The sequence below is a fragment of the Streptomyces sp. NPDC001157 genome (assembly GCF_053598255.1).
Genome location: NZ_JBSFJW010000002.1, coordinates 143,591 through 162,877 on the forward strand (window position 1 = coordinate 143,591; position 19,287 = coordinate 162,877).

At 71.2% G+C, this 19,287-nt stretch carries 18 protein-coding genes; 9 read left to right on the plus strand and 9 right to left on the minus strand.

The annotated features are described in order from the left end of the window. Nucleotides 1-322 precede the first annotated feature (322 nt). Nucleotides 323-1,909, plus strand: coding sequence for an alpha/beta hydrolase (locus tag ACWDAG_RS04370; RefSeq protein ID WP_450694076.1), 1,587 nt, complete (start codon nt 323-325; stop codon nt 1,907-1,909). A gap of 4 nt (nt 1,910-1,913) precedes the next feature. Here the strand turns inward: ACWDAG_RS04370 and ACWDAG_RS04375 are convergent, their stop codons facing one another. Further along, on the minus strand, nt 1,914-2,339 hold the full coding sequence (locus ACWDAG_RS04375) for a MarR family winged helix-turn-helix transcriptional regulator (RefSeq protein ID WP_450694077.1): 426 nt from the start codon (nt 2,337-2,339) through the stop codon (nt 1,914-1,916). 79 nt (nt 2,340-2,418) lie between these two features. Between ACWDAG_RS04375 and ACWDAG_RS04380 the strand changes: the two genes are divergently transcribed. From ACWDAG_RS04380 to ACWDAG_RS04390, 3 genes are all read left to right on the plus strand, one after another. Next, on the plus strand, nt 2,419-2,841 hold the full coding sequence (locus ACWDAG_RS04380) for a PaaI family thioesterase (RefSeq protein ID WP_450694078.1): 423 nt from the start codon (nt 2,419-2,421) through the stop codon (nt 2,839-2,841). Nucleotides 2,842-2,922: 81 nt separating this feature from the next. Then, nucleotides 2,923-4,020, plus strand: a complete 1,098-nt coding sequence (locus ACWDAG_RS04385) for a baeRF3 domain-containing protein (protein WP_450694079.1) — start codon at nt 2,923-2,925, stop codon at nt 4,018-4,020. A 105-nt stretch (nt 4,021-4,125) separates the two neighbouring features. Then, entirely contained in the window at nt 4,126-4,734 is a 609-nt protein-coding gene (locus ACWDAG_RS04390) for a DJ-1/PfpI family protein (RefSeq protein WP_450694080.1), read from the plus strand. Nucleotides 4,735-4,752: 18 nt separating this feature from the next. On the opposite strand, the gene ACWDAG_RS04395 is transcribed toward ACWDAG_RS04390, so the two are convergent. Then, complete coding sequence (locus tag ACWDAG_RS04395; protein WP_450694081.1) at nt 4,753-5,166, minus strand: SsgA family sporulation/cell division regulator; 414 nt, start codon at nt 5,164-5,166, stop codon at nt 4,753-4,755. Nucleotides 5,167-5,563: 397 nt separating this feature from the next. Here ACWDAG_RS04395 and ACWDAG_RS04400 point away from each other — a divergent pair, with 397 nt between their 5' ends. Beyond that, nucleotides 5,564-7,003, plus strand: a complete 1,440-nt coding sequence (locus ACWDAG_RS04400; protein WP_450694082.1) for a PP2C family protein-serine/threonine phosphatase — start codon at nt 5,564-5,566, stop codon at nt 7,001-7,003. 50 nt (nt 7,004-7,053) lie between these two features. On the opposite strand, the gene ACWDAG_RS04405 is transcribed toward ACWDAG_RS04400, so the two are convergent. After that, nucleotides 7,054-8,544 carry a DNA-binding protein NsdB gene (locus ACWDAG_RS04405; RefSeq protein ID WP_450694083.1) on the minus strand — a complete coding sequence of 497 codons (1,491 nt, stop codon included), beginning with the start codon at nt 8,542-8,544 and terminating at the stop codon, nt 7,054-7,056. A gap of 244 nt (nt 8,545-8,788) precedes the next feature. On the opposite strand from ACWDAG_RS04405, the gene ACWDAG_RS04410 reads away from it, so the two are divergent. Continuing rightward, nucleotides 8,789-9,931 (plus strand): aminoglycoside phosphotransferase family protein, encoded by a 1,143-nt coding sequence (locus ACWDAG_RS04410; protein ID WP_450694084.1) that lies wholly within the window; start codon nt 8,789-8,791, stop codon nt 9,929-9,931. A gap of 290 nt (nt 9,932-10,221) precedes the next feature. After that, complete coding sequence (locus tag ACWDAG_RS04415; RefSeq protein ID WP_450694085.1) at nt 10,222-12,192, plus strand: N-acetylmuramoyl-L-alanine amidase; 1,971 nt, start codon at nt 10,222-10,224, stop codon at nt 12,190-12,192. A 6-nt stretch (nt 12,193-12,198) separates the two neighbouring features. Here the strand turns inward: ACWDAG_RS04415 and ACWDAG_RS04420 are convergent, their stop codons facing one another. Beyond that, on the minus strand, nt 12,199-12,696 hold the full coding sequence (locus ACWDAG_RS04420) for a hypothetical protein (RefSeq protein ID WP_351476669.1): 498 nt from the start codon (nt 12,694-12,696) through the stop codon (nt 12,199-12,201). 135 nt (nt 12,697-12,831) lie between these two features. Continuing rightward, nucleotides 12,832-15,714, minus strand: a complete 2,883-nt coding sequence (locus ACWDAG_RS04425) for an ATP-binding protein (protein WP_450694086.1) — start codon at nt 15,712-15,714, stop codon at nt 12,832-12,834. 265 nt (nt 15,715-15,979) lie between these two features. Between ACWDAG_RS04425 and ACWDAG_RS04430 the strand changes: the two genes are divergently transcribed. Next, nucleotides 15,980-16,417, plus strand: coding sequence for a plastocyanin/azurin family copper-binding protein (locus tag ACWDAG_RS04430; protein WP_450694087.1), 438 nt, complete (start codon nt 15,980-15,982; stop codon nt 16,415-16,417). A gap of 4 nt (nt 16,418-16,421) precedes the next feature. On the opposite strand, the gene ACWDAG_RS04435 is transcribed toward ACWDAG_RS04430, so the two are convergent. Both ACWDAG_RS04435 and ACWDAG_RS04440 read right to left on the minus strand, forming a co-directional pair. Further along, complete coding sequence (locus ACWDAG_RS04435) at nt 16,422-17,027, minus strand: CGNR zinc finger domain-containing protein (RefSeq protein ID WP_450694088.1); 606 nt, start codon at nt 17,025-17,027, stop codon at nt 16,422-16,424. A gap of 4 nt (nt 17,028-17,031) precedes the next feature. After that, nucleotides 17,032-17,292 carry a hypothetical protein gene (locus ACWDAG_RS04440; protein ID WP_450694089.1) on the minus strand — a complete coding sequence of 87 codons (261 nt, stop codon included), beginning with the start codon at nt 17,290-17,292 and terminating at the stop codon, nt 17,032-17,034. A gap of 341 nt (nt 17,293-17,633) precedes the next feature. Here ACWDAG_RS04440 and ACWDAG_RS04445 point away from each other — a divergent pair, with 341 nt between their 5' ends. Continuing rightward, nucleotides 17,634-17,744 carry a pyridoxine 5'-phosphate oxidase C-terminal domain-containing protein gene (locus tag ACWDAG_RS04445; protein WP_450694090.1) on the plus strand — a complete coding sequence of 37 codons (111 nt, stop codon included), beginning with the start codon at nt 17,634-17,636 and terminating at the stop codon, nt 17,742-17,744. A gap of 177 nt (nt 17,745-17,921) precedes the next feature. Here the strand turns inward: ACWDAG_RS04445 and ACWDAG_RS04450 are convergent, their stop codons facing one another. Both ACWDAG_RS04450 and ACWDAG_RS04455 read right to left on the minus strand, forming a co-directional pair. Continuing rightward, nucleotides 17,922-18,827, minus strand: a complete 906-nt coding sequence (locus tag ACWDAG_RS04450) for a universal stress protein (protein ID WP_450694091.1) — start codon at nt 18,825-18,827, stop codon at nt 17,922-17,924. Between the two features lie 150 nt (nt 18,828-18,977). Next, nucleotides 18,978-19,220 (minus strand): DUF397 domain-containing protein, encoded by a 243-nt coding sequence (locus ACWDAG_RS04455; RefSeq protein ID WP_450694092.1) that lies wholly within the window; start codon nt 19,218-19,220, stop codon nt 18,978-18,980. Between the last annotated feature and the right edge of the window lie 67 nt (nt 19,221-19,287).

Consider the following 19,287-nt stretch of genomic DNA (forward strand, 5'->3'; position numbering starts at 1 on the left):
CACCGTTTCGGGCAACCCTTCTCATAGGTTCCCTGCCTTCCAGACATGGCCGCGGGCACATACCCGCGCCGGTGAAGCGGGCACTCGCCCGCACCGGATAAAACGCCCAAGAACCGTCCGAGTTATGGCTTATTCACCTTTCACCCCATCGAGTGGCGCCGCTGTCCACCCGGCAGCAGGACCGCCGTACCCGAGGCGAAGGAGAGGAGGGTAGGGCATCCCGTGTGCTCCCGCTCGCCCGGAGGCGCGCCCTGCGGCATCCGCTTATCGTGATCGAGGGCGCCGTTCTCCCGGTCCCCGGCGGGCGCCCCGGGAGGCATTGATGCTGGTCAAGCTGTCAACGCGGCCCGCTGCCCGACGCTTCGCCGTCACCGGAGCCGTAGGCCTGGCCCTGCTGGCCGCAGGGCCGCCCACGACGGCCTCGGACGGTACCGGGCCCGATCTGTCGCGGTTCTACGGGCAGAAGATCACCTGGTCCGGATGCCAGGGCGACGACATGCCCAAGGACCTCCAGTGCGCCAAGGTCACCGTCCCCCTCGACTACGCCAGACCCAGGGCGGGCACGCTCGACCTGGCCCTCGCCCGCTACCGGGCGACGGGCGAAAAGCGGGGTTCCGTGCTGCTGAACTTCGGCGGCCCCGGCGCCGGAGGAGTCAGCGAACTCGCGTCCGGCGGCGACGACTTCATGAGGCTCACGAACGGCTACGACGTGGTGACCTTCGACCCGCGCGGCGTCGGCAGGTCCTCACCGGTCAGCTGCGGAGACGGCTCCGACGAGGCCGCCGCCGCGGCCGACGAGATCGCGGAGAGCAACGATCCGCGGGCCGTGCTGCGGCAGTTGCAGAAGGCGGCCACCCAGTGCGCAAAGCACTCGGGGCCGGTACTCCCCCACATCGGCACGGTCAACGCCGCACGCGACATGGACGTGATGCGCGCGGTACTCGGTGACAAGAAGCTCAACTATCTCGGCTTCTCCTACGGAACCCGGCTCGGCGCCGTCTACGCCGCCCAATTCCCCAAGAAGGTCGGGCGGTTGGTCCTCGACGGAGTGGACACGCTGACCGAACCGATGTCCGAGCAGGGAGTGGCGGGAGCCGAGGGCCAGCAGACGGCCCTGGACGACTTCATCAGCTGGTGCACCAAGGACATCGCCTGCCCCTTCGGCCAGGACCCGCGCGACGCCCGTGATCAGGTCGTCCATCTCGTCGGCTCCCTCGACAAGGACCCGTTGCCGACGGACTTCGGCCAGGAGTTCACCGGGCAGGATCTCGTGGGGGCGATCGGCCAGGCGCTCTACAGCAAGGATCTGTGGCCGTCGCTGGAGCGCGCGATCGCCGAGCTGGTCGAGGACGGCGACGCCCGCGGTGTGCTGGGCTTCTCGTCCGGCGGGGCCGCGCTTCCCTTCCGGCAGCACGCCGGGGGCGGCCTGGTCGACGAGAACGACGTCCCGCTGGACAACCTTCCGGCGGCGCTGATGGCGATCAACTGCGCGGACGATCCCGATCGCCCCGGCGCCGACCGGATCGTGAAGGAGCTCGGCCGGCTGCGCGCAGAGTACGAGCAGGCCTCCCCGGTCTTCGGCCGCTACCGCCTCACCGAGCTGCTGATGTGCTACGGCCGCCCCAAGGGCACCGACTTCATCCGCGACCGGGTGCGCGACCTGCACACCTCGAAGATGCTGCTCGTCGGCACCCGCGGCGATCCGGCGACGCCGTACCGCTGGACCGAAGAGACGGCGAAGCGGCTGGGGTCCTCGGCCGTGGTGCTCGACAACAAGGGCGAGGGCCACACCGGTTACGCGTCCTCCAAGTGTGTGCACGGCAAGGTCGACGACTTCCTGCTCTACGGCACCCTGCCCCCGACCGGCAGCTCGTGCGGTCCGGAGGGCGACGAGACCCCGACCACCTGAGGTGTCAGGCCTCCCAGGAGGCGAGCTGCCGCAGCGCCCCCGCCGTCCGTACGAAGCCGTCGTCCCCGAGCAGCGCGCGCAGTTCCGCGTTCAGGCGGTCGACCTCCGGCTGTCCGGCGCGCAGGGCGGCGGCGCCGGCCTCGGTCAACTCCAGCCTCACGGCCCGGTGTTCCCGCGGATGCGCCTGCTTGAGCAGGAGACCCGCCGCGGTGAGCCGTCCGACGAGTGCCGTGACCGCGGATTCCCGCAGCCCGAGGATGCGGGCCAACTCCTGCTGGGTGAGCCCGGGCTGGTCCTGCACGGCGAACAGCGCGCCGAGCTGGGCGGTGCTGACGCCGGCAGCCGCCAGGCAGCGGCGGTCGACCGTCGTGCGCAGCTGGTGCGCCGCCCGCTGCAGCAGGAAGTAAAGACGCTGATCAGGCTCGGACATGGGCCGATGTTGACAGACTGCACGAGTCCGCGCCACTCTCACTTCACTGGTGAAGTGAGCTGAGGAGACGAGCAGGACGATGGATCTGGATCTGGCCCGCCAGGGCCTCGCCGAGCAGCCCTTCAGCAGGCTGCTGGGCGCCCGGGTGACGGCGTTCGGGGACGGCGAGGCGACCCTCGAGCTCGACATCCGCGAGGAGCTGCTCCAGCAGTACGGCTTCGTGCACGGCGGGGTGCTCTCCTACGCGGCGGACAACACACTGACGCTCGCCGCCGCGACCGTGGTGGGGGCAGGGCTGATCACGTCCGGATTCACCATCGACTATCTGCGCCCAGCCACGGGCGAGATCCTGCGCGCGCACGCCCAGGTGGTCCGGGCCGGCCGCACCCGTGTCGTCACCCGCTGCGACCTGATCACGATCGACGCCGCCGGGGCGCGGACTCTGTGCGCCGTGGCCCAGGGCAACATCGCGGTGATCGAACCGAACGGCGAGCAGCGATAGACCGGGAGCCGAAATTGTCCTGATTGCCCAGTACGGCTGCCCCTAATGCCCTTTGAGGGAAACGGCCCTATGGTGCTTGGTATGGAGCACGACCTGAGTCCCTCAACCCTGTCCGAGCTCCGGCGCCCGCGCGCCTATCCGGCCGTGTCGGTGCTGACGCCCACACACCGCCGGGAGCCCGAAAACGCCCAGGATCCGGTCCGGCTGCGCAATGTGGTGGCCGAGGCCAAGAAGCAACTGGAGTCCGATCCCGCGGTGACCCGCGAACGGCGCTCCGACGTGGTCCGTCAGCTCGACCAGGCCCTCCAGGAGGTGGATCTGGCGCATGCCGAGGACGGCCTGGTGATCTTCGCCGCCCCGGGCGAGCACCAGGTGTGGTCGCTCGCCCGCACGGTGCCGGAGCGGGTGGTGCTCTCGGACACCTTCCTGACCCGCAACCTTGTCTCCGCACACGCAGCCGAACAGCCGTTCTGGGTGCTGTCGGTCTCCTCCGACCGGGTCACCCTGTGGAGCGGCGGCACCGACCGCGTCACGGAGGACCGGGCCGGCGGATTCCCCATGACCAGGCGCCCGGTGAACTTCGACGCCGAGCGGCAGGAGCGGATCGGCGACCTGCCGAGCACCTTCCGCGACGAGGACACCCGCCACTTCCTGCGGGAGGCCGACGCCGCGATGGGCATGGTCCTGCGCGAGCAGCCGCGGCCGCTGTACGTCACGGGCGAGCAGGCGGCCCTGTCCGCCATGGACGAGGTCGGCAGCGTCACCAAGGAGGCGGTGCACGTGCCGCACGGCGGTCTCGCGCACGGCACTCCCGACGCCGTGTGGCAGGCGGTACGGCCGAAGGTCGCCGCCGAGGCCCGCAGAAGCACCGATGCCGTGGCCCGGGAGCTCGAAACGGCCCGTGGCCGCAAGGCGTTCGCCGCCGGTGTCGACGAGGTCTGGCAGAACGCCCGCGAGGGCCGCGTACGGCTGCTCGCGGTCGAGGAGAACTACCGCGTGACCGTGCGCGACGTCCTCGGCGGTCACCTGATCCCGGCCGAGAACGGCGACCTGGACTCCCGCGAGGACATCGTGGACGAGATCGTCGAACAGTGCCTGGAGACGGGCGCGGACGTCCGCTTCGTTCCGGACGGGATGCTGGGCGACGCTCACGGGATCGCGGGAGTCCTGCGCTACTGACCTCGTGCACCTCTATGCGGGCCACCGCTCGCCGATTGGCCCGCGACCCGGGCACGGCACCGCTGGGAAACTGCCACCCCTGGTGCCGTGCTTCGAGGAGATGCCATGCAGGTCGCCGTGGTCACCTTTGACGGATTCAACGAGCTCGACAGCTTCATCGCCTCGGCGCTGATCAACCGGTGCCGGAAGGACGGCCTGGAGGCGTTCATCACGACGCCGACGCCGGTGATCACCTCCATGAACGGGGTCGAGGTGACCGGGCAGCGCCCCATGGAGTTCGTGACCGAAGCCGATGTCGTGCTGATCGGCAGCGGGGTGAAGACACGGGACGTGGTCGCCGACGACCGGATGATCTCCCGGCTGCCGCTCGACCCCGCCCGTCAGCTCATCGGTGCGCAGTGTTCGGGCGCGCTCGTACTCGCCCGGCTCGGGCTGCTGCGTTCCATGCCTGCCTGCACGGACCGGAAGAGCCGGCCCTTCGTCGAAGCCTGCGGAGTCACCGTGCTCGACGCGCCGTTCCATGCCGAGGGGAACATCGCCACCGCAGGCGGCTGTCTGGCCTCGCAGTATCTCGCCACCTGGGTCATCACCCGAACGCTCGGTGAGGACGCCGCACGTGACGTCCTCGACTACGTGGCCCCGGTCGGCGAGAACCAGCAGAGCGTCGAGCGCGCCCTGCGCGCCGTCCGCACGGGCGAGGCCGCACTGCGCTGACGCCCCGCGGACCGGCCCTCAGACATTGCCGAACAGCGAGTTCAGCCCCTCCTCGACGGCCGCACCGATGTCCTCCTGCCCGGCCGCCACCACGGCGTAGGTGCGCAGCAGGAACCGGCGCAGGGCGGCGGTGTCGAACTGGAGCAGGGCCAGGCCGTAGGGAGAGTGCAGCTCCATGACGGTACGGGCCTGTCCGCACGGCCAGATGTGCACGTCACCGCTGCCGGCGGGACCGCGCAGCCCCTCTTCCAGCAGGGCGCGGCCGAAGGTCCAGGTGACCCCTGTGCCGTCCAGGGAGACCTCGGGCGGAAAGTCGAGGTGCACGGCGAGCGGGTCCGTGGCGGCATAGCGCAGCGTGGCGGGAACCGGGAGCTCCCGCTCGTCGGCGGTGATCAGACGGCCGCGGGCGGGCTGCTCGAGGGTCAGGTCCATGGTCGGTCTCCACTGCGGTCGGAGGTCGGCCGGATTTCCGGTGTGCTTGTACGACCCCGCAGGAGCCGTTTGCATTACGTGGAAGCGCTTGCGATTTCGTGTGACCTGCGTCACTCGATGAGCCATAGAACAAGTAGCCGTCGAACGTGCGACTGAACGCGCACCGGAAATTCTCAACAACCCTTCAAATCGCGTACGCTGCCTACGACTTGACCGGCCTGCGACGTACGCCATTCGCACCGCATGACCACTCCGTGAAGACTGTGGCATATGCCAGAAGCACCACCGTATCGTGTGTTGCCAAATCCCTTACAGGGCGTCGCGGGCTGTGCAACAGTCGTAACGGCCCTTAAAGGCCACCGGACCCGGTCGTACCGTCCCCGCATCGGAGTGCGTCATGCCGTCCCACCTCTCTGCGGATCACCCAGCCGCCCAGCCGCCAGGACGCGGCTCGGTCGAGGCGCTGATATCGCAGACGCGGCGGCTCAAGGGCGAAGTGGACGCCGTACGGCGGGACGCCCGCGGCGACGGTTCGGACCCGCAGGAGCGCTGGCAGCGCGCGCTGTGCGATCTGGCACTGCACCAACTCAGCGACCTCGACACCCACTTGGGGCAACTGCGGGACGGCCCGCCGCCCGTGCCCCCGGCCACGGACGCGGCGCACCTCGCCCACGCCCTGCCCTCCGCTCCCCCACGTGACTCGCTGCTCAGCCGGGTCGGCAGCGCCGAGTGGAATTTGCTGACGGACGAGGCGACCTGGTCCGGCGAGCTCTACCAGATCCTGGGCCGCGACCCCGCCACTCCCGCTCTCACCCTCGACGAACTGCCCTCCCTGGTCCTGGACGAGGACCGCGCGAAGCTGACGGCGATGGTCACGGACTGCCTCGTCGACGCCAAGCCCATCGACGGCGAGTTCCGCATCGTGCGCCCGGACGACGAGGTGCGCACGGTGCACATGATGGGCGAGCCCGTGCTCGACACTGACGGCAGCACCGCCTCGATGTGGGCCGTACTGCGGGACGTCAGCGAACTGCGCCGCAGCCAGAAGGTGGTGAGCGAGACCCGTGACTCGCTGCAACGCCACCAGCACCGCGCACAGACCGAACACCGGCTCGCGGTCGAGCTGCAGGAGGCCGTGCTGCCGCCGTGGCGTGGCTCCCTGCGGCTCCCGCAGCAACGGCCCGAGACACTGGATCTCGCCGCGCACCATCTGCCGTCGTCGAGCAGTGCGCTGATCGGCGACGACTGGTACGACGCGCTCGAACTGCCCGACGGCCAGACCCTGCTCAGTGTCGGCGACCTCACCGGACACGGCATGGCCGTCGCCTCGGGCATGGCGACGCTGCTGGGCGCCGTGCGCGGCATGGCGATGGCCGGCACCGAGCCCGGTCAACTGATGTGCTGGCTGAACCAGTTACTCGACGCCACCGTGCAACCCGCCCTCGGCACCGCCGTCTGCTGCCGCTACCGCCCCGAGACCCGCACGCTGACCTGGGCACAGGCAGCACACCCCGCCCCGCTGCTGTTCCGCAACGGGACGGGGCGCAGGCTGCACGCACCGAACGGCGTCCTGCTCGGTGCGACCTCGCAGGCCTCCTACCAGCAGGCGGAAGAGACCCTCGAGCCGGGCGACGTGCTCCTGTTGCACACCGACGGGCTGGTGCCCGGGCGCGGGAGTACGGAGACGGTGACCGCGACCGTGGACCAACTCCTCGGCCTGGCCCCTCGCTTCGGCGAGTCAGCGAGCGCGCAGGACTGCGTACGGATGGTCGTGGAGGAGTACGGCGAGGCCGACCGCGAGAACGACGCGTGCCTGCTCGTCGCCAAGGTGAAGTGAACCGCCGAGGTGCCCCGGTGAAGTGAAGCAGCGACAGCTGCACGGACCCCCTATGCCCGTGCGCTGTTGCCGCCCTTCGCCGTCCTGGGCAAGGCGAGTTTGATCTCCTCCCGCAGCTCGTGGATCTTCGGGTAGCTGGAGTACTCCGCGGTGAGCCGGTACATCTGGCGCAGCCGGTCCCAGGTGCGGTGGGAGGAGTTGGATCCCATCGACATCAGGGCGAGGCGTGCATAGCGGTCGGCCTGTTCGGGGTCGTCGGCGATGAAGCAGGCCGAGGCCATGGACAGGAAGTCGAAGATCTTCGACCGTTGCCGTCCGTCGACCCTGAGGGCCAGTGCCTTCTCCGCGTAGTGCTGGGCGTGCACGGCCGCTCCCGGTTCGTGCTCGGCCAGGGTGCGGTAGGCAAGGGCCTGCATGCCATACAGGTCCTCCTCCTTGAACATCTGCATCCAGCTCGGCGGCGGCACATCGCCCCGGTCGGAGACGAAGAGGTCCTCCGCCCGGCCGAGGGTGCGGCGCATCGCCTGGCCCTTGCCCATCGAGGCCTGCGCCCAGGCCTCGATGGTGTAGAGCATCGCCTTGGTGCGCGGCAGCACCTCGTCGCCGGAGCCGGACTGGGCGAGCTTCATCAGGTCCAGGGCGTCGTCGGGCCGGCCCAGGTGCACCATCTGGCGCGCCGCACGGGAGAGTGCCTCTCCGGCGCGGGGCCGGTCGCCTCCCTCTCTCGCGGCATGGGCGGCGATGACGAAGTACTTCTGGGCCGTGGGCTCCAGGCCGACATCGTGCGACATCCAGCCCGCGAGGACGGCGAGATTGGCGGCGACGCCCCACAGGCGCCGCTGGAGATGGTCGGGGTGACGGTAGGCGAGCATGCCGCCCACCTCGTTGAGCTGGCCCACGACTGCCTTGCGCTGCAGGCCGCCGCCGCGGGCAGCGTCCCAGGCCCGGAACACCTCGACCGAGCGCTCCAGTTCCTCGATCTCCTGCGACCCGATGGGGGCGGCCTCGTAGCGGTCGAACCCGGCGGGATCGGCGTGCAGGGGATTGTCGAAGTCGGGAGCGTCGGCGGAGAGGGTCGGATCGGTTTGCAGCCAGTCGTACATGGCGCTGCTGAGTGCGGATCCTGCGGTGAGCGCGACACCCGCGCCCACCAAGCCGCGTCGGTTGAGCATGAGGTCCATTCCCGTGAATTCGGTGAGGACCGCCGCAGTCCGCTCGGGCGCCCACGGCACACCGTCGGGATGTTCCACACTCCCGGCGTCCTGCCGTTTCCCCGCACGCCCGTGCCGGACCAGACCGAGGTCCTCGATGGTCACGACACGGCCGAGACGCTCGGTGAACAGAGCCGCCAGCACCCGCGGCACCGGATCGCGCGGGATCTCTCCCATGTCGATCCAACGCCGCACCCGGGAGGTGTCGGTCGACAGCTGGGGGTGGCCCATGGCCGCCGCCTGCCGGTTGACCAGCCTCGCGAGTTCACCCTTGGACCAGCCGGCCAGGCCGAACAGGTCCGCAAGGCGGGTGTTGGGTTGTCCGCTCACGTCAAGCCCCCAGGTTCTCGGCTGAGTTGACAGTAGCCCGGTGCAAGTTGCCGGGCGACTATTCGCCAGGGTTCGCCAGGGTTCGCCAGATGGTGTGCCACTGGGCATCGGGTGTCAGGTAGGAAAGCGCCACCCCGACCCGGTCGCCTTCTTGAACAAGGGATGCATTCCCCAGGGTGCACCCGAGGGGCCGGGCCGGGGAGCGCATTGTCGTCGCAGGCACACGAAGGGATCTGTTTCTCCCATGTACGCAGCATCGTCCTCCGTGTCCGCCCCGCCCCGGTCGCTGCATTCCCGCCCGGCGGGCAGCGGCCCCTACCTCGATCCCGCGGCGCGTCCCGCGGCCCCCGTGCTGGGCGCGGGCCGGCCGCGCCGCGCCGCCGGGCTCGGCACCCAACCGCTCAGCGGGAGACTCGACTTGTCCGGCCCCCAGGGCGCCCAGCTGCGGACGGCGATCGCGTCGGTGCACCGGATCTGTCCCGAGTTCGCTCCGGTGCAGGTGCTGCGCCGCAGCGGACGGTCCGTGCTCCTGGTCGGTACCACCGGGCGCAGCACGGCCGTCGCCAAGTGTTTACTGGACCACTCCCCAGCCTGGGCCGAGCGGATCCGCCATGAAATAGCGGCATACCGCTCGTTCGTCCGGCACCGCCCGCCGGTGCGGGTGCCGAGACTGATCGCGGCGGACCCGGACAACTGCACACTGGTCATCGAGCGGATGCCGGGACGGGTCGCGGCCCTGCAGCGGCACCCGGCCGAGGCCCCGCCGCGCGCCGACATCAGGGCGGCCCTCGGTGCGATCTGCCGGCTGAACGCCTGGCGGCCGCCGGCGGGCACCTTCGACGCCCCGCTCGACTACGCGGCCCGTATCTCCCGCTACCACGAACTGGGGCTGCTCACCGACCGCGACATGGGCGACCTGCAGAAGCTGCTGCACGGCATCGCGCACTCGGCGGGCCGGCAGGGCATGGGACAGTTCTGCCACGGCGACGCACTGCTCTCGAACATCCTGCTCTCACCGGCCGGTCCAGTGCTGGTGGACTGGGAGCACGCGGGCTGGTACCTGCCGGGCTACGACCTGGCGACGCTGTGGTCGGTGCTCGGCGACGCGCCGGTGGCGCGCCGCCAGATCAGCCAGATCGCGCAGTCGGCGGGCCCGGCCTCGCGGGACGCGTTCCTGGTGAACCTGATGCTCGTACTGACCCGTGAGATCCGTACCTACGAAACAGCCGTGCAGCGTTCGATGCACGACACGACCCCGGCGGCACCGGGAGTGGCCCACCCGGGCGCTGCGCCGTCCGGCGAGGAACAGCGGCTGCTGCTGAGGCGGCTGCACGACGACTGCCAGCTGGCCCGACGGGCCGTACGAGCGGCGGTCGGCACTCGCTGACGGGGACGAAGGTCCGCGGTGCGCCCAGGACAGCGGCGTACCGCGGACCTTCGTATGTCCGGACCTGCGCGGCAGACCTTTCCGAAAAGCCTTCGGCAGGGGCCATTGGTGTACGCCACTGATGCCTCGCAGGCCCGCACACCGCCGCCCGGAAACTCCTCCACCCTCGTGTTGACATGGGAAATCTCCTGCCTCTGGGCATGATTGACGGATCGTCGGCCAGCGGGTACCACTGACCCACCGCTCGGCCCTGCACGCCCCGCCACGCTCGTTCGTCCCAGGAGGCTGCATTGCGAGGATCTGCCACCGACCCCACGTCCGCACCCGGCCACAGACGCACCCGCAGAACCGCCGGCGCCCTCGCCGCGGCGGCCCTGCTGCTGCCGCTGCTGGGCGCGGCCCCGTCCGACGCCCGGCCCGCCGAGGACCGGCTCCAACAGGCGTTCGCCTCGGCGTCCGCCGAGTACCACGTGCCGCAGAGCGTGCTGCTCGGCGTCTCGTATCTGCAGTCCCGGTGGGACACGCACGGAGGCGCGCCGAGCGTGTCGGGCGGTTACGGCCCGATGCACCTCACCGACGCCCACACCGCGATCGCCCGCACCGCGCGCCACAGCGACGGCACGGGGGACGCCCGCGGGGACACGGCCCGCGGCGCCCTGCACCCGGACACCAAAGTGCCGGAGAACTCCGAACTCCCGCCCCGGCTCAAGACGTTGCCGAAGGCGGCCGCCCTGACCGGGCTGAGCGCCGAGCGGCTCCGTACCGACCCGGCCGCCAATGTGGCGGGCGGTGCCGCGCTGCTGGCCTCCGAGCAGAAGGAGCTGGGCGAGCCGCTCAGCGCGGACCCGGCTGAGTGGTACGGGGCGGTGGCCCGTTTCTCTGCTGCGGACGACACCGCGACGGCGGCGGCCTACGCCGACGACGTGTACGAGGTGATGCGCACCGGCGAGCAGCGCACCACGGACGCCGGACAGCGCGTCGTCCTGACCGCCCAGCCGGACCTCACCCCCGACACCGCACAACTGGAGAAGTCCGGCCTGCGCACCCTCTCCGCCGACGGCACGGAATGCCCGAAGTCGGTGTCGTGCCAGTGGATCCCGGCGCCGTACGAGGAGTTCGGGAACAACGACTACGGCAACCACGACGTGGGCGACCGCCCGGCCTCGCAGAGCATCAGATACATCGTCATCCATGACACGGAAGGCACCTGGGACGGGGTCCTGAAGCTGGTGCAGGACCCCACCTATGTGTCGTGGAACTACACCCTGCGCTCCACGGACGGCCTCATCGCCCAGCACGTCAAGGCGAAGGACGTGGCCTGGCACGCGGGCAACTGGTACATCAACGCCAAGTCGATCGGCCTGGAGCACGAGGGCTTCCTCGCCGCGCCCGACGCCTGGTACACGGAGGCGATGTACCGCGCCTCGGCGCGCCTGGTGCGGTATCTCGCGGCGAAGTACCGCATCCCGCTGAACCGCCAGCACATCCTCGGCCACGACAATGTGCCGGGCCCCACGACGTCGACCATCCCGGGCATGCACACCGACCCCGGCCCGTTCTGGGACTGGCGGCACTACTTCGAACTGCTGGGCCACCCCTTCCGGAAGACCGCAGCCAAGAGCGGCGGGCTGGTGACGATCCGTCCCGACTACCAGGCCAACCAGCCGGAGTACACGGGCTGCGTCACCAAGGACGAGCCCTGCGCGGCGCACGGCTCCAGCGAGGTGCGCCTGTACTCCGACCACGACGCGGACTCCGCCCTGATCAAGGACGTGGGACTGCACAAGAACGCCGACTCGACGATCGACGTCAATGACGTGGGCTCCCGGGCGTCCACCGGCCAGCAGTTCGCGGTGGCCGGCCACTACCGCGACTGGACGGCGATCTGGTACCTGGGCCAGAAGGCATGGTTCAAGAACCCCAAGAGGCACCGGACAGCGGTGGACGCGTCGGGTTACGTGGTCACCCCGAAGCCGGGTCTGGACAGCGTCCCGGTCTACGGACGGGCCTACCCGGAGGCCTCGGCCTACCCGGCCGAGGTGCCCGCGCAGGCGGTCTCGCCGCTGCCGTACACACTGCCGAAGGGGCAGAAGTACGTGGTCGGCGACAAGGTGCCGGGCGAGTACTACTACGCGGTCACCTTCACCACCGACTCGCACCGGGTCGTGGTCGGCAAGGACCTGTACTACGAGATCCAGTTCGGACACCGGGTGGCGTTCGTACGCGCGGCGGACGTGAAGGTGGTGCGGTCCCGCCGCTAGCCGGTGTCAGCCCTGCTGGAACAACTCCGCCGGGAGCGGCTTCAGCAGGGCGTACAGGTCGTCGGTGATGGGGCGGTCCCAGGCGGCGATGGTCACCAGGACGTTGTCACTGCGGTCGAACTGCACACAGGAGATGCGGCTCTCGGAGAGCTTGAGACGGCGCACGATCAGGAGGTTGTCGCCCTGCATGACCGGCATGTCCTCGACGCCGACGACGCTCACCTCCTCCTCGTTCTCCAGCGCGATCAGCAGCTGGGCCACCTCGAAGGGGATCTCGTCCTCGGCGGTCTCGCGGGCCGGGGAGCCCTCGGGCAGATTGCCGATGATCATCGCGGGGCCGCGGCCGCCGAACAGGTCGTAGCGCAGGAAGACGCCCTGACAGGTGCCGTCGGGGGCGGGCAGCAGGCCGGCGCCCAGATTGCCGGGCCAGTCGCCCGGGTCCATGGCCAGGACGTCGAAGTCGGGCCCGGCGGGGGTGGCGCTGCGGCGGCGGAGGAACGACATGTCGCCAATGGTACGTGGACCCTGCCGGTTGGTGGGCCGGGTGGGTCGTCGTTCGGGTGCGGGTTGTGGGGGTTGATCGCGCCCACGCGGCGGAGCCGGAAATCGATACGGCCCCGCGCCCCTAGGGGGTGGGTCTCACGTTGGCTTCAATGTTGCCGCCAATCCGGTGATCTCCGTACCCATCTTTCGGTAGACCGCGGACAGCAGGCGCACGACCGTCGGCTCGTCCAGGTGCAGTTCCTGTGCGATCTCCGGCTCGGTGCAGCCCTGAGCTGCCAGGTTCGCGACGACCCGCTCCCGGGAGGTCAGAGTGTCCGTCTCGGTGCTGTGGAGGCGGTGGGGGCGGAGGCCGGAGGCGGCCAGTTCGTCTCGGGCTGTTTCGGCGAGGCCGTCGGCGTTGCACTGGACTGCGGCGTCGAGGCCTCGGTAGAGGTGTTCGGCGGCGTCTCGGGGACGGCCGGTGCGGCGGAGTTCGGTGCCCAGGGCTACGAGTGCGCAGGCGAGTTCGTAGGCCGCCGGGGAGCGCTCCAGGTGGATGACGGACTCCTCCAGGTATTTCATGCGGGCCGAGCCCGAGGAGACCTCAGCCGCCGTCCGCAGGGCCTGGCCGATGGCGGACGGGGTGCCGAACTGGCGGGCACGGGCGAGCGCTTCGAGGGCGGTGTCGACGGCCCTTTCGGGCGTGTCGTGGCTCTCGGCACGGGCGAGGTGGAGCTGCCAGGGGCACCAGGCGGGGTTGCGCATGCCGCGCGGCTCCAGGCGTCGGCCGGCGGCGGCCAGCTCCTGAGCCGCTTCCTTGGTGCGGCCGCGGGCGAGCAGGAGTTCGCCGTACACGGTCTGGGCGTCGGGGAAGACGACGGCGGCCGGGAAGGGCGCCCCGAAGGAGTAGTCCTCGGCGACCTGCGCGGCCTCGGTGATGCGGCCCCGGGCGAGGAGGACCTCGATGAGGATGCCCACGGCGTACCAGTGGGCGGGCGTGCCGGGGCCGACGCGCTCGGCGAGCCTCAGGCCCGCCATCACGAAGTCCTGAGCCTCGGAGAGCCGGCCGCGACGGTAGCGGACGTAGGCGAGGAGCGTGTAGGCGAAGGAGAGGTGGGCGCCGCGCCAGCCCTGGCGCTCGAAGTCGGCGATGCCGCTCGCGAACAGCTCTTCCGTCCGCCCGGGCCGGTCGGCGTACATGAACGCGAGCGCGACCAGGACGGGCACCTCGAAGCCACGGTCGGGTTCGGCCCAGCCGAGGCCGCCGGCCAGGGCGCGTTCGGCGTGGTGGAGGGCGACGTGGGCGGGCTCGCCGCGCAGGACCGCGTCCCAGGTACGCAGGCCGATGATGTAGCGCTCGGTGAGGTCGCGGCCGCTGAGGCGGTCGGCGAGTCTGGTCAGGCGGCGGGAGCGGGAGGGGTGGTCGGGTTCGTCGGCGCGGAAGGCGTCCCACATGAACTGTTCGGCGACCATGCGCAGCTTGACACGGGCGTCGTCGGTGGTGCGGATCTCGCGGGCGAGGGTGTCGGAGGCCTCGGCGAGGCGATCGCTGTGGGCGAGGACCTGGGAGAGCCGGTAGACGATGTGCTGGCGCAGGTGGGCGTCGGCGATGGGTTCTTCGAGGGCGGCGCGCAGATGGTTGACGGTGGTGGCGGGTTCGGTGAGCAGGGAGGCGGAGCCCAGTTCGTACAGGACGGCGGCGCGGTCCTCGTAGGGCGGGGGTTCGCGCAGGGCACGGGCGAGGTAGCTGCGGGCGGCGTCCGGTGCGCCGGCGCGGAGGGTCTCCTCGGCTGCGGCGCGCAGTTGCTGCACGACCCAGTTGTCGCCGTCGGGGTGGGTCTCCAGGAGGTGGCGGCCCGCGGCGGAGGGGCCCTGCCCGTCGTTGATCACGCACCAGGCGGCCTGGCCGTGCAGGGCGACGCGGATGCCGGGCGGGATGGCCCGGTAGACGGCGGTGGCGATCAGGGGGTGGACGAACTCGAGGGTCTCGACGCCGGTCAGGATGCGGGCGCCGCGCAGGGCGTCGGCGGCGTCGGCGGCCTCCTCGTGGCCGAGCCCCGCGACGGCCGCGGCGAGCTGGGGGTGGATCTCGGTGCCGAGGACGGCGCAGGCCCAGGCGAAGCGCACGGTGGAGGTGCCCAGGCGTTCGAGGCGGGCGATGAGGCCACTGCCCTTGACGGCGGCGGCAAGATCGCGCAGCAGATGGGCGCCGGTCTCGGTCGGGGTGAGGCCGCGGTCGCGCACCTTGGCGACGAGTTCGACCGTCTCGAACGGGCTGCCGGCGGTGACGGCCCAGCACTCCCGGCAGAACGCGTCGTCGGCGTGCGCACCGAGCGTCTCCCGTACGAGGCGGGCGACGGCGGCGGCGCTCAGCGGTTCCAGGTCGAGGGGGCGGCCGCCCGCGCGCCCCGGCAACCCCTTGAACGACTCGGCGTGGTCGGGGAGTTCGTCGGGCCGGTAGGCGACGACGACCAGCAGCGGGAGCTGTTCGGCGCGGGGCGCGAACGCGGCGAGCCAGCGCAGGGATTCGGGGTCGGCCCAGTGGGCGTCGTCGAGGACGAGGACCATCGGGGCGCGCAGCACGGCGAGATGGGTGAGCACCCAGTCGAGGCCGTCGCGCAGGCCCTGCTGGTCGGGCGGGGCGCCGTCGGTGGGGGCGCACAGGCCGAGGGCGGGTCCGACGATGTCGTACCAACTGCCCAGCGACGCCCGCAGATCGGTCTCCGCGGCCCCGGCCAGTTGGGGCTGCAGCAGCTGGCGGGCGACATGGAAGGCGACGCGCTGTTCCTGGTCGCCACCGCGGGCGGACAGCACGGTGCAGCCCCGGGTGGCGGCGCGCCGGCGGACCTCGGCGAGGAGGGTGGTCTTGCCGATGCCGGCGCGCCCGGCGAAGGCGAGGAGCGCGCCGCGGGGGCGCTCGGACGGCTCGGCGCCGTCCCTGCGCAGCCCGGTGAGCTCTCCCAACGCCTCGTCCACTGCGGCGAGTTCACTCTCGCGTTCGAAGATGGTGCGGCTGCTCCGCACGCTGCGCTGCCCCATGGCGTACCCCCTGCCACGGTGGTGCGCCCGCGCGGGGAGCGGGCGCGCTCCGTGACCTACAGGCACCTCAGCGTACGCCTCGCGAGGGTCGCGCGACCCGGTCTGTCCGTTACTGACCGACCTGTTTCAGAGCCTGTCTGCCACCGTCGTGGAGGCCGCCCTGAACACCGGTGCATCTCAGTCCGTATCCCCCATAGAGGGTCTCCCATGGCAGACGCGGACAAGCCCGGCGGGTTGTGGGCAGGCCCCGAAGGGGATGAGCGACATGGCACTCATGGCACGCAAGGCCCGTACGACGGGTACGGCACTTCGGGTCACGGCGACGGCGTCGGTCTTCGCCGCCGCTCTCGTCCTGGCCGCCTGCTCCAGCGGTGGCGGGGGCGGTGGAGGCGGCTCGGCCTCCACCGGCGCGAGCAAGGCCTCGGGGACCCGGGTGACGGTCACCGAGACCGAGTACGGGCTGAAGCTGTCCCGGTCGTCGTTCACACCGGGCACCTACACCTTCGTCGCCGACAACAAGGGAAAGATCACGCACGCCCTGTCCATCGACGGCCCCGGCGTGGAGGACGCCAGGACCAAGAACATCCAGGGCGGCCAGGAGGCGAACCTGACGGTGACCTTCAAGAAGGGTTCGTACGACCTGTACTGCCCGGTCCCGGGTCACAAGCAGCTCGGGATGAACACGCACATCCAGGTCGGCTGAGCCGTCACGCCCCCTGGACGGTCTTGTGCCGGTCGTGGTGGCGGGCGACGCGTGCGCGGTTGCCGCAGGAGGGCTTGCACCACTCCTGGCGCGGGTGCTCCTTGAGGAAGTAGCGCACGCAGCGTGGCGCGTGACAGGCGCGCAGCCGCTGCCGGTCGGGGCCGGCGAGAAAGGCGATCGCGGCCTGCGCGAGGGTCGCGGTGAGCTCGTGCGCGCCGTCGGCCGCCCTTCTGTGTACGGCGGGTTCGGCACCCTCGGGCCAGTGCAGCACGGGGACGGTCGGGGTGCGGGCAGCAGCGGCGTTGAGGCGTGCGACGGCTTCGGGTAGGGGCAGCAGGCGCGTCGCGTCGGCGCGGCTGGGTTCGGCGGGGCGTACGGCGTGGGCGAAGAGGGCACGGACGGCCGCGCGGAGGTCTCGTACGGCGGTGAGACCTGCCTGGTCGGCGACGAAGGCGGCAGCGTCCGGCACGGTGTCGGGGTGGGCGCGCACCCAGGTCGTGAACCCCGCGACGTCCGCCAGGTCGTCGGCGACGCCGCCGTGTCCGTCGTGGCGGACGGTGAGGGCGAGGTCGAGAGCGAGACGGGTGTCCCTCGCGAGCGATTCCTGCATGTGGCTAACGATAGGTCCGCCGGTATCCATTAGTAGCCGAGGGGGAGGGTTCATGGCGGATCTGCGTGGGCTGCTGCGCGGGCTGGAGGTGTTCGCGGGCGAGCTGCCGGAGTTCGATCCGGGCGCGGCGCCGGGCACGCCGTCCGAGTTGTTCAGCGAGTGGCTGCTCATGGCGGTGGAGGCCGGGGGTGCGCGAGCCGCATGCGATGACCGTCTCGACGGCCGGCGAGGACGGGAATCCGACGGCTCGGACGCTGATCCTCAAGGGCGGGTCCTGAGGGCTGGCAGTTCGCGTCGGACAGCGGCAGCGTCAAGGCACGCGACCTCGCCGTGCGGCCCTTCGCGGCCCTCACCTTCTACTGGCCGCAGCAGGCCCGTCAGGTCCGGGTCCGGGTACGGGTCCGCACAACCGTCGTGGCCGCGAGCCCCTAGGACAGTGCGGCCGACTTCCTCGCCCGGGACGCGGGGGCCCGTGCGGAAGCGCTGCTGAGACGCCAGTCACGGCCGCTCACCGACCTCGCCGAACGCGACAGGGCGGTGAAAGAGACACTGGCCCAGCTGAAGACGCAACCGAACCCGGTCACCCCGGGCTGAACGCCGCACACCGTGCAGCCCGAGTCCATCGAGTTCCGGCAGGGCGACCGCGAAAGTCCACACACTCGGCTCGCCTACCTGCAAGACGACACCGACTGGCACCGCCAACTGCTCTGGCCGTGAACCCCGGCGACGCTCGCGGCCGGCGTGCCCCGGTTGCCACAGCCGGGCAGCAGGGCGTCGGAGCGGCCGAAGATCGCGGCCACGATGCTCACAGAAGCGGCCTCAACGGGCGCGGGGAACAGCGCCGCAAGCCCCCACGTACCCGCCGTTGCAGCCGCAGCCGCGCACGGTGAGGCCTCACTCCTCCCCCATGGCCGGCGGTACCACCGCCACCGGGGCCGCCGCGTGCAGCAGGACCGCCTGGGCGACCGAGCCCATCATGCGGGCGGGGGCCAGCAGGCGGCGGCGGTGGCGGCCCACGACGACCAGGTCGGCGTCCTTGGAGGCCGCGACCAGCTGGCCTGCCGCGTCGCCCGGCATCGCGTAGGTGTCGACGGGGACGTCGGGGTGTCTTGAGCGGTGCGGGGTGAGGAAGCCCTCGGCGAGGGTCCAGGTCTGGTTCTCGACGGCGTTCTGGTCGACCATCGGCGGGACGAGTTCGCCGGGGGTGGTCCAGGTCTGCGCGGGCCACATGTAGGCGGCGACCACATGGAGGCGGGCGCCGCGCAGTGCGGCCTCGGTGAAGGCGAAGGCGAGGGTCGCCTCGTCGGGGCTGTCCACCTGCAGGCCGACGACCACGCGCGGGCCGGGCTCGACCGGTACGTCTCCGTGCACCTCACGGCCGGGCCGGGGCACCACGACGACGGGGCACTCGGCGTCGCGTGCGGCGGCCATGCCGTTGGAGCCGAGCAGCAGACTGGCGAAGCCGCCGCGCCCTCGGGAGCCGAGCACCAACAGCTGGGCGCTGGAACCGAGTTCGGGCAGGATGGCGCCCGGCACCCCCTCCAGGCCGTGGTACTCGACGGCCGGCAGGTCCCCCCGCCCCTTCACATACGTGCGCACCTGGCCGAGCACCGGATCGTCGCCCGGCTCCGGCGGCCCGGCCGCAAGGATGTCGGGCTGGGCCCAGGCGGCGTACTGCCGCACATGGACCACCCGCAGCGACACCCCGCGCCTGCGGGCGTCGAGGAGGGCCCAGTCCAGCGCGCGCAGGCTGTCGTCCGAACCGTCGACCGCCGCGATGACCGGCTGGGTGCTGCTCATGCGTTCCTCATCTCGGGGAGACGACCTTCCCTTCCCGGAGCCAGCCTCGCTCAGGCATCGGCCCGGGAAGGGCGCTCAAGGTCGCGTGTCCGCAAAGACGGGTGGAACACCCCCGGATCGGCCCGTCGGCTCCGCCGCAGGGCTACCGGGTCAGGTCAGGTCGAACTCTCCTTCCCGCGCCCCTGACACGAACGCGCCCCATTCCGCGGGCGTGAAGATCAAGGAAGGGCTTTCCGGGCGGCCGCTGTTGCGCATCGCGATGAATCCCTCGACAAAGGCGATCTGGACATCCCCCAGGCCACGGCTGCTCGAGTGCCAGTCGGCGGTGCTGAGGTCCAGGTCAGGCTTGTCCCAGCCCGCAAGCGGGTGCTGCTGGATGGTGGTCTCGGCCACGTCCGTGCTCCTCCCGATTCGTCGTCCGCGGCCAGCCTAGCGATCGGTTTCTGATGCCGACAGGCCA